Source organism: Collinsella aerofaciens (assembly GCF_040915425.1).
Lineage (GTDB): Bacteria > Actinomycetota > Coriobacteriia > Coriobacteriales > Coriobacteriaceae > Collinsella > Collinsella aerofaciens_BW.
On record NZ_JBCPDN010000111.1, the window covers coordinates 1 to 3365 of the forward strand.

General features: G+C 61.8%; 1 protein-coding gene. It reads right to left on the reverse strand.

Annotation, left to right across the window (positions count from 1 at the left end; translation table 11 throughout):
* A partial coding sequence (dnaE, locus tag AB5164_RS10020) for a DNA polymerase III subunit alpha (protein ID WP_368148074.1) occupies positions 1–3365 on the reverse strand: 3365 nt, incomplete at both ends.

Consider the following 3365-nt stretch of genomic DNA (forward strand, 5'->3'; position numbering starts at 1 on the left):
GCGCCGGTCTCGGGATCGACCTCGCCGTACAGGTACCCCTCGGCCTCCTTGTAGGTCTTGGGGAACACCACGACCGTGGCCTCGCCTTCCATGTCCTCGAGCTGCACAATACCCATGGGGTCGCCGTTTTTGGTTACGCGCTTGGACACGCTCGAGACCATACCGGCCCACCACAGCGCCTTGCCCTCGGGAATCTCCTGGTTGATGGTACCGCCCGTGGGGTTTTGCACCTCGTAGCCGGTATCGATCTGCGAGAACGAGAAGTCGCGCGCCTTGGCTAGCGCATACTCAAACGGGCGCAGCGGGTGGTCCGAGACATAGATGCCCAGAACCTCCTTCTCCTGGCTCAGCTTAAGGTGGCGGTCCCACTCCTGGCCGTCCGGATCGGGCACGCTCACCTCAAAGCCCGAGCCCTCAACGTCGCCAAACATGTCGAAGAACGACGTCTGGCCGCTCGCACGATCCTTCTGGCGCTTTACCGCGGCATCGATGATGTTCTCAGGGTTGTTCTTATCCACAAAGTGCATCATCTGGCGACGCGGATACCCCGTGGAGTCGAAGGCGCCTGCCTTGATCAGCGATTCGATCACGCGGCGGTTGGCCTGGCTCGAGTCCACGCGCTCGACAAAGTCGTGCAGCGTCTTAAACGGACCGCCCGCCTCGCGCTCGGCGATAATCGCCTGCGCCACGCCGGTGCCCACGCCGCGGATGCCGGCCAGACCAAAGCGCACGCCCTCCTTGGTAGCCGTGAACTCGGTACCGGACTCGTTGACATCTGGCGACAGCACGGGGATGCCGTCGTGGCGGCACGCCGAGACGTAGTGAACGATCTTGTCGGTCTTGCCCGTATAGGACGTCAGAACGGCCGCCATGTACTCGTGCGGATAGTGCGCCTTGAGCCACGCCGTCTGCATAACCAGGATGGCGTAGCCGGCGGAGTGCGACTTGTTAAAGGCGTAGGACGCGAACTCAAGAACATCGTCCCAAATCTTCTGGGCGACCTCGCGCGTGTAGTTGTTCTTGATGGCGCCGTTCATCCAGTGGTCGTAGGTGGTCTCGTCCGAGCCATCCTCCCAGTGGAGCACCGTCGACGTGAGCAGCTTGATCTTTTTCTTAGCCACGGGCTTACGGATACGCGAGTCCGATTCGCCCTTGGAGAAGCCGCACATCTCGACGGAGATGAGCATAACCTGCTCCTGGTAGACCATGGTGCCGTAGGTTTCGCCCAGGATGTCGTCCAGACGGTCGTCGTAGGAGACGGCCGGTTCCTTGCCGTTCATGCGGTTGATGTAGGACGAGACCATGCCGGCGCCCAGCGGGCCCGGGCGGTACAGGGCGATCAATGCCACGACATGCTTGTACTCGGTGGGCTTCATGTTCTTGATCGTGGCCGTCATGCCGGCGGACTCGACCTGGAAGACGCCGGCGGTGTGACCGGAGCCCATGAGCTTAAAGATCTCGGGGTCGTCAAAGGGAATCTCTTCCTCTTTGATGTCGATGCCGAAGTTCTTTTTGATGTTGGCCTTGGCCTTAGAGATAACCGTCAGCGTGCGCAGGCCCAGGAAGTCCATCTTGAGCAGGCCCATGTCGGCAACGGTATGGCCCTCGTACTGGGTAATCTCGACGCCGCCCTTGGTATCGAGCTTGGTGGGCACATGCTCGTTGACGGGATCGCGGCAGATCAGAACGGCGCACGCGTGCACACCCTCGCCACGGGTGAGGCCCTCGATCGAGAGCGCCGTGTCGATGATGCGGCGGGCGTCGTCATCCTTTTTATAGGCCTCGGCAAAGTCGGGGTTAAACAGATCCTCTTTGCCGGGTTGCTTTTCGAGCACTTGCTTGAGCTTGACCTTGGGGTCGCTCGAGACCATCTTGGACAGGCGCTGGCCCATGTAGACCGGGTAGTCCAGGACGCGCGCGGCGTCGTTGATGGCCTGCTTGGCCTTAATGGTCGAGTAGGTAATGACGTGGGTGACCTTCTCGGGGCCATAGAGCTGGCGAACGTGCTCCACGACCTCGAGGCGCCGCTCATCGTCGAAGTCCATATCGATATCGGGCATCTCGGTACGCTGCGGGGACAGGAACCTCTCGAACATCAGGCCGTTCTCGAGCGGGTCGAACGCGGTGATGTTCATGGCGTAGGCGACGATAGCGCCGGCGGCCGAGCCACGGCCGGGGCCGACGCCGATGCCGTTGTCCTTGGCCCATTGCACGTACTCGGCAACGATCAAGAAGTAGGCGGCAAATCCCTTGTCGCAGATGACTTTGTATTCGTACTCAAAGCGCTCTTTGATGTTGACGCCGCCGATCTCGCGCGTGGCCCAGTCGTCACCATAGTGCTGGCGCAGGCCCTTCTCGCACTCGCGGCGGAACTGGCTCTCGTGCGTCTCGCCGGGATCGAGCAACGGGAAGCGCGGCAGGATGATGGAGTCCCAGTCCAGCTCAACGTAGCACTTGTCGGCGATCTCGAGCGTGTTGTCGCAGGCCTCGGGGCAATACGGGAACATCGCCCGCATCTCCTCCTCGGTCTTCATGTAAAACTCCGAGCCGGTCATGCGCATGCGGTTGGGGTCGTCGACCTTGGCGTTCATGCCAATGCACATGATGACGTCCTGCACGGGCGCGTCCTCGCGACGCAGGTAGTGGAAGTCGTTGGTGGCGATGACCTTGACGCCCACCTGCTTGGCGATGTCGATGAGCGTGCGGTCCATCTGCTCGTCGGTCAGGCCGTTGTCGGTGGTGATGCCGTGTTCCTGGATCTCGATGTAGAAGTCGCCGGGCTCGAAGGTGTCACGGAAGGTCTCGGCCCACTTGATGGCGCCCTCCATGTCACCGCGGTCGATGTACTTGGGGATGATGCCCGCGATGCAGGCGCTCGTGCAGATCATGCCCTTGGCGTGGCGGCGCAGGTTGTCGAGCGTCACGCGCGGCTTGTAGTAAAAGCCCTGCACGGCGGCCTCGGAAACCGTCTGCATCAGGTTGACGTAGCCCTCCTGGTCCTTGGCCAGAAGGATCATGTGGTAGAGCTCGGGCTTGTGGTCGCGAGCAAGGGTCTCGTCCGGCGTAAAGTAGACCTCGCAGCCAAAGATGGGCTTGATGACCAGGGGCGGCTTGAGCTCGTCGATGTTGCCCTTCTCGTCCCACATGGCCATGTCCTTCACATACTGGGCATGCTCGCGCGGGTTTTCCTCGGGATCGGGCTCCACCAGCTCGTCGCGGCGGTCCTTTTCCAGGAAGGCCTTGTCGTGGCTCCAGGTTTTGTACTCGGGCGTGTTGTGGTTGACGGCGTCGCAGGCCAGCGCCAGGTCGGGCACGCCATACATGTAGCCGTGGTCGGTAATGGCGACGGCGGGCATGCCCAGCTC